At 68.5% G+C, this 6,262-nt stretch carries 7 protein-coding genes and 1 pseudogene; 3 read left to right on the top strand and 5 right to left on the bottom strand.

Translation table 11 applies throughout. The annotated features are described in order from the left end of the window. Positions 1-254, top strand: a 254-nt coding sequence (locus JMF90_RS40145) for a hypothetical protein (RefSeq protein ID WP_236598008.1), incomplete at its 5' end; no start/stop codon positions are given. Here the strand turns inward: JMF90_RS40145 and JMF90_RS19520 are convergent. Next, the gene (locus JMF90_RS19520) at positions 212-817 is read right to left on the bottom strand and encodes a nitroreductase family protein (RefSeq protein ID WP_011546552.1); all 606 of its coding nucleotides are present in this window, start codon (positions 815-817) and stop codon (positions 212-214) included. The two genes, JMF90_RS40145 and JMF90_RS19520, sit on opposite strands and share 43 nt — an antisense overlap. A 157-nt stretch (positions 818-974) precedes the next feature. Beyond that, a complete protein-coding gene (locus tag JMF90_RS19515) occupies positions 975-2,258 on the bottom strand; it encodes an MFS transporter (RefSeq protein WP_011694131.1) in 1,284 nt (427 codons plus the stop codon). Positions 2,259-2,477: 219 nt separating this feature from the next. On the opposite strand from JMF90_RS19515, the gene JMF90_RS19510 reads away from it, so the two are divergent. Then, on the top strand, positions 2,478-3,098 hold the full coding sequence (locus tag JMF90_RS19510; protein WP_011546554.1) for a TetR/AcrR family transcriptional regulator: 621 nt from the start codon (positions 2,478-2,480) through the stop codon (positions 3,096-3,098). A 77-nt stretch (positions 3,099-3,175) separates the two neighbouring features. Continuing rightward, a complete protein-coding gene (locus tag JMF90_RS19505) occupies positions 3,176-3,748 on the top strand; it encodes a DUF1415 domain-containing protein (protein WP_006477075.1) in 573 nt (190 codons plus the stop codon). 39 nt (positions 3,749-3,787) lie between these two features. Here JMF90_RS19505 and JMF90_RS19500 read toward each other — a convergent pair whose 3' ends face one another. The 3 genes and pseudogenes from JMF90_RS19500 to JMF90_RS40710 all read right to left on the bottom strand — a co-directional run. Then, on the bottom strand, positions 3,788-4,678 hold the full coding sequence (locus JMF90_RS19500; RefSeq protein WP_011546555.1) for an SAM-dependent methyltransferase: 891 nt from the start codon (positions 4,676-4,678) through the stop codon (positions 3,788-3,790). Positions 4,679-4,767: 89 nt separating this feature from the next. Beyond that, positions 4,768-5,901 carry a class I SAM-dependent methyltransferase gene (locus JMF90_RS19495; protein ID WP_054928316.1) on the bottom strand — a complete coding sequence of 378 codons (1,134 nt, stop codon included), beginning with the start codon at positions 5,899-5,901 and terminating at the stop codon, positions 4,768-4,770. 136 nt (positions 5,902-6,037) lie between these two features. Beyond that, positions 6,038-6,262 (bottom strand): annotated as a pseudogene (locus JMF90_RS40710) (DUF1508 domain-containing protein); the annotation flags it as partial.

The following is a 6,262-nucleotide window of genomic DNA, read 5'->3' as shown; positions in this document are numbered from 1 at the left end:
GTCATGGGAAATTGCCGCAGCAGGGCCGGCGCGAAAACGGAAAGGACGGGCTTTTTAACATGAAGCCCGCGCGATCACAACCGGGGCCGGCCACCGGTGCCGCGCAACGGGCGCCGGTGGCGACGGCGCGCGGCGTGGCGACGGCGCGCGGCGTGGCGCACCGGGAACATGCGCGGACAGGATGCGCGATGCAGCCTGCCCGCCTGCGGAGTCAGGCTGCCGCGTCGAAGCTCTTTTTCCACGCACCCGCGTAGACGACTTCGCCGATCGCATGGCGCGTGCGCGGTGCCTTTTCGCGATCGCGCAGCACGGGGTCGAGCTTGTCGACGTTGCCGTAGTGGCCGAGCGAGATGATCGACGCGATCGCGACGTCCGCCGGAATCGCGAACGCGTCGCGGAACGCCTTCGCGTCGAACCCGCTCATCTGGTGCGCGGCGAGGCCGAGCGCGTGCGCCTGCAGCACCAGCGACATCGCGGCGGCGCCGGCGTCGTACAGCGCGGTCGGCGCCGGCTCGCCCTTCGGCGTGAGCGTGTGCGCGGTGACCGCGATCAGCACCGGCGCCGGTGCATTCCAGCCCTGGTTGAACGGCACCAGCGTCGCGAACGCGCGTTTGAACGCGTCTTCATCCTGGGTGCGATCGAATACGATGAAACGCCACGGTTGCGCGTTGTACGCGGACGGGGCCCAGCGTGCCGCTTCGAGCACCGCGTGAAGATCGCCGGCGCTGACGGCTTCATCCGAATACGCGCGCGGGCTCCAGCGGCCCGCGATCAGATCGTGAATCGAAACAGTGGTGGGAGCAGGTTTGACAGACATGCGGTTCCTCGCTGACATCGATGAAGGGGCGCGAACGCCCGGCAAACCGCAAGCATACCCGCTTGAGCGACGGCGCGCCCGATCCTGCCGCGCTATGCAAATCTCCGTGCGTGCAATGGCCGGCCGCAGCGTGGGCGGCCGGTCGGACGCGCCCCGATCAGGCTGCCTGCGCCGCCGCGCGCGACGGGCCGCGGTTGATCCGCAGCACGATCAGCGCCCCGATGATGCACAGCCCGCCCGAGATCATCGACGCGATCGTATAGGTGCCGAGACTCGCGCGCAGCAGCCCCGCGCCGAGCGCCGCGAATGCCGCGCCGAGCTGGTGGCCGGCCACGATCCAGCCGAACACGACCGGCGCCGCGGCCTTGCCGAACACGTCGGTCGCGAGCCGCACGGTGGGCGGCACGGTTGCGATCCAATCGAGCCCGTAGAACATCGCGAACAGCGGCAGCCCGAAGAAGTCGATCCCGAACGCATGCGGCAGATAGATCAGCGACAGCCCGCGCAGCCCGTAATACCAGAACAGCAGCACGCGGTTGTCGTAACGGTCCGACAACCATCCCGACAGTGTCGTGCCGAACAGGTCGAAGATGCCCATCGCCGCGAGCAGCGACGCGCCCTGCACTTCGGTCATCCCGTAGTCGCTGCACATCGCGATCAGGTGCGTGCCGACATAGCCGTTGGTGCTCGCGCCGCAGATGAAGAAGCTGAAGAACAGCAGCCAGAAATCGCGCGAGCGGCTCGCCATCAGCAGCGTGCGGAACGCGACCGCGAGCGGGTTCTCCTTGGTCGCGTCGGGCGCGGGCGGCGCATCGGCCGGCTCGCCGTACGGGCGCAACCGCACGTCGGCCGGCCGCTCGGGCAGCAGGAACGCGACGAGCGGAATCACGATCGCGGCCGCCACCGCGACGACCAACACGACCGGCCGCCAGCCGTGGCGCTGCGCGATCGCCGCGAGCATCGGCAGGAACACGAGCTGGCCGGTGGCCGTGCTCGCGGTCAGGATGCCCATCACGAGGCCGCGCCGCGCATGGAACCAGCGCGTGACGAAGGTCGCGGACAGCGTCAGCGCGACGACGCCCGTCGAGCAGCCGACCATCAGCCCCCAGATCACGACCATCTGCCAGCTCTGCGTCATCATCGACGACAGCGCGACGCCCGCGCTCATCGTCACCAGCGCGGTGAGGATCGTCGGGCGCAGCCCGAAGCGCTGCATCGCGGCAGCCGCGAACGGGCCCGTCAGACCATACAGCGCGATGTTCACCGAAATCGCCAGCGAAATCGCCGCGCGGCTCCAGCCGAGCTCGCGTTCGAGCGGCACCATCAGCACGCTCGGCGTCGCGCGCGTGCCGGCTGCCGCCAGCAGGATCAGGAATACCACCGCCGCCGCGAGCCATCCGTAATGGAAGCGCCCTCTGATTCGTGTCACTGCCCAGTTCATCTTCGCGTTCTCCAGTTGGCGGTTGCGGTGCCATCGCACCTGCCCCGCCCCGACCAGGCCACCTCCGCCGCGCATTTCAACATCGGCTGACCCGGGCCGACGCTTGGCATTCGTCTGTTGATCCGGCCGCGATTGTTACCGACCGGTCACAAGTGTGTTGCGATCGTAGTTACCAGTCGGTAACATGTCAAGCAATCCATTACGTAGTCGAGGGTCATCATGTCGGGCATCGAGGTCGCCAAACCGCCGGCGCGGCGCACACGCCGGCCGATCGACGGCGCGACCGCGCAGGAGCACCTGCTGCGTGCCGCCGAGGAGCTGTTTTACAAGGAAGGCGTGCGCACGGTCGGCGTCGAGGCGGTGGTGGAACGCGCGGGCGTCAACAAGATGAGCCTGTACCGGCAGTTCTCGTCGAAGGACGAGCTGATCCTCGCGTATCTGGAACGCATGGACGCGTGCTTCTTCGAGCGGCTCGACACGAGCGCCGCGAAGCATCCGGGGCAGCCGAAGGCGCAGTTGATCCAGTACTTCGTCGATCTCGCCGAGCGCGCGACGCAAAAGGACTATCGCGGCTGCCCGTTCGTCAACGTCGCCGCCGAATTCCCGGATGCGTCGCACCCGGCGCGCGAACGCGTCGCGCAGAACAAGGAACAGCTGATGAAACGGCTCGTCGCGCTGTGCGAAGGCGCCGGCGCACGGCAGCCGAAGGCGCTCGCCGATGCGCTCGCGCTGGTGGTCGAAGGCATCTACGCGGCGAGCCAGACCTACCGGCACGGCGAAACGCCGATCGGCAGCGCGCCCGCGCTCGTCACGCAGTTGATCGAAGCCGCCTGCGCGTGACGGGCCGCGCGGGTTCGTCTGCGGCGCGCCCCGCTACAATGCAGCCCTCATAGCCCTTCCGCCCGACTGGTATCACGATGACCGACACCCGCCCCGACTCGCACGACGACATCCTCGCCGCCACGCGGCACTGGCTCGCGCGCGCGGTGATCGGGCTCAATCTGTGCCCGTTCGCGAAAAGCGTCTACGTGAAGGAACAGGTGCGCTACGCGATCAGCGAAGCGACGACCCTGGAGGACGCGCTCGCCGAACTCGAAACCGAGCTGCGCTTGCTCGACGCGGCGGACCCGCAGCAGATCGATACGACGCTCGTGATCTACCCGCATGCGTTCGCCGATTTCGTCGACTACAACGATGCGCTGTTCTTCGCCGAGCGGCTCGTTCAGCAATTGCGGCTCGACGGCGTGCTGCAGATCGCGAGCTTCCATCCGCAATACCAGTTCGACGGCACCGAACCCGACGACATCGAGAACTACACGAACCGCGCGCCGTATCCGATCCTGCACCTGCTGCGCGAGGACAGCATCGCGCGCGCGGTCGACGCGTTCCCGGACGCGTCCGCGATCTACGAAAAGAATCAGGAAACGCTGCGCCGCCTCGGCCACGAAGGCTGGCGCGAATGGATGCGCCGGCCGGGCGACGACGTGTGACGTGTGCCGCGCGGGCGCCATGCCCGCGCACCCGCGCCGTCAGCCTTCGGCCGGCTCGACGGCGGCGTCGCCCGCCGCAGCGGCTTGCGCGACGAAGAAGCGCTCGTTCAGCTCGGCGAGCCCGAACATCCCGAGGATCTCGTTGAGCCGCTCGCCGGGCTTGCGGCGCGGCAGGTTCTTGTACTGCGCGATGATCAGCTCGTTCTTCATCGAATGCTCCCAGCCGACCAGCTCGGTCACGCTGACCTGGTAGCCGTGCGCCTCGAGCTGCAGGCAGCGCAGCACGTTGGTGATCTGGCTGCCGAATTCGCGCGTATGCAGCGGGTGCCGCCACACCTCGGTCAGCGCATTCGCGAGCGACTTGCCCTTGTTCTTGCGCAGCACGCCCGCGACTTCCGCCTGACAGCACGGCACCAGCACGATGTGCTGCGCGCGCTTCGCGAGCGCAAAGCGGATCGCGTCGTCGGTCGCCGTGTCGCACGCGTGCAGCGCGGTGACGACGTCGACCGTGTCGGGCAGTTGCGGTGACGTGATCGAATCGGCGACCGACAGGTTCAGGAACGACATGCCGCCGAACCCGAGCCGCGCGGCGAGCTCGGTCGAGCGCGTGACGAGTTCCTCGCGCGTCTCGATGCCGTACACGTGCGACGCGAACGCCGGCGTGCCGTGCCCCGGCTGCTGCTTGAAGAACAGGTCGTACAGGATGAAGCCGAGATACGACTTGCCGGCACCGTGATCGACGAGCGTCACGTGGCCTTTGTCGGCCTGCACGCCGGCGAGCAGCGGCTCGATGAACTGGAACAGGTGATAGACCTGCTTCAGCTTGCGGCGACTGTCCTGGTTCAGCTTGCCGTCGCGGGTGAGGATGTGCAGTTCCTTCAGCAGCTCGACGGACTGCTCCGGGCGGATTTCGTGGGTCTTGTTCGACATCGTGAAGCGCCGCCGGGCCACGGTCGGTCGACCACGGCCCGGCGGCGGAAATTCGTGAGGAATGGCGACAGTTTACCGAAAATACGCGGTCAGGCCCGGGCGCCGAGCCGCCACAGCGACGTGACCTCGGCGCGACGCGCCGCATGCAGCGGATCGTCGGCGTCCGTCGACTTCGGGTGCGCGGGCCGGATGTCGTCGCGGCCGAGCACGACGAGGCCGGCTTCGTCGATCCATTGCAGCAGGATTTCGCGCGGCCGCAGGCCGAGATGCTCGGCGAAATCGGACAGGATCAGCCAGCCTTCACCGCCCGGCTCCAGGTGCGCGGCCAGCCCGGCTAGGAAACCGCGCAGCATGCGGCTGTCGGGATCGTAGACCGCGTATTCGATCGGCGCGCTCGGCCGGGCCGGCACCCACGGCGGATTGCAGACCACGAGCGGCGCCCGGCCGGCCGGAAACAGATCGGCCTCGACGATCTCGACCTGGCCCGCATGACCGAGCCGCGCGACGTTCTCGCGCGCACAGGCGAGCGCGCGCGAATCCTGGTCGGTCGCGACGATACGCTCGACGCCGCGCGACGCGAGCACCGCCGCGAGCACGCCGGTGCCCGTGCCGATATCGAACGCGAGCGACGTCGCCGGCAGCGGCGCACGCGCGACGAGCTCCACGTATTCGCCGCGCACCGGCGAAAACACGCCGTAGTGCGGATGGATCGGCGCGCCGCCGAGCGCCGGGATCGGCACGCCCTTCTTGCGCCACTCGTGCGCGCCGACGAGGCCAAGCAGTTCGCGCAGCGACACGACCGACGGCGCGCCGCCGGGACCGTACGCCTCCTCGCAGGCCGCACGCACGTCGGGCGCACGGCGCAGCGGGATCGTGTAATCGGCGTCGAGCGGGATCAGCAGCATGCCGAGCGTGCGGGCGCGCTGCGATTGCGCGAGACGATGCAGGTTGAATGCTTCGACGCCGGCCGCGGCTTTCGCCTTCTTCGGCTTGCGTTCGACACGGCGCGCCATCGCCTGCACGAGCTGGCGCGCATTCTGAAAGTCGCCCTGCCAGACGAGCGCGGTGCCCTCGCAGGCGAGACGGTAGGCCGCGTCGGCGGTGAGGCGGTCGTCGGCGGGCACCGCGCGCTTCAGCGGTTGCACGCCGGCTTCGGAGCGCCAGCGCACGGCATGATCGACGCCGTCGGCGTCGGTCCAGTGGAAAACGGGGGAATCGGTCACGCGAACTCGGTTACGGTTGGCTTCAGCGGCGGCGAGAATTCGCCGCGCGGACCACACCATACCGCGCTTTGCCCGACCCGGCAAAACGGGCGCCGCGACGGCCGCCCGAGAGCGTTCGCCGCGGCGCAATCGTCGATCAGCCGAGATCGACGGTTTCCGCAATGGGCGCATCGCGCTTGACGGCCGCGATGCCGTTCTCGCGGCCTTGCACGGTTTTGTACGTCTCGCTCGTGCCGATGATCTGATGGTTGGCTGCCTTCAGATTGAACATCGGTTCACCGTTGTGCGCTCGTAGCGCTCGTCGAGCGGCGCATTTTCCCGCACGGACGCGATCCCGTTCCTCGCGCCGCTTTTCTCCTCG

Origin of the sequence: Burkholderia sp. E168m23, assembly GCF_016586125.1 — a bacterium.
Classification (GTDB): domain Bacteria; phylum Pseudomonadota; class Gammaproteobacteria; order Burkholderiales; family Burkholderiaceae; genus Burkholderia; species Burkholderia orbicola.
This window is presented reverse-complemented; position numbering and strand designations above follow the sequence as displayed.

Bases quoted from the DNA above. Each gene is read 5' to 3' on its own strand.
- JMF90_RS19510 (WP_011546554.1), top strand. From the start codon at position 2,478: ATGTCGGGCATCGAGGTCGCCAAACCGCCGGCGCGGCGCACACGCCGG.
- JMF90_RS19500 (WP_011546555.1), bottom strand. From the start codon at position 4,678: ATGTCGAACAAGACCCACGAAATCCGCCCGGAGCAGTCCGTCGAGCTG.
- JMF90_RS19515 (WP_011694131.1), bottom strand. From the start codon at position 2,258: ATGAACTGGGCAGTGACACGAATCAGAGGGCGCTTCCATTACGGATGG.
- JMF90_RS19505 (WP_006477075.1), top strand. From the start codon at position 3,176: ATGACCGACACCCGCCCCGACTCGCACGACGACATCCTCGCCGCCACG.
- JMF90_RS19520 (WP_011546552.1), bottom strand. From the start codon at position 817: ATGTCTGTCAAACCTGCTCCCACCACTGTTTCGATTCACGATCTGATC.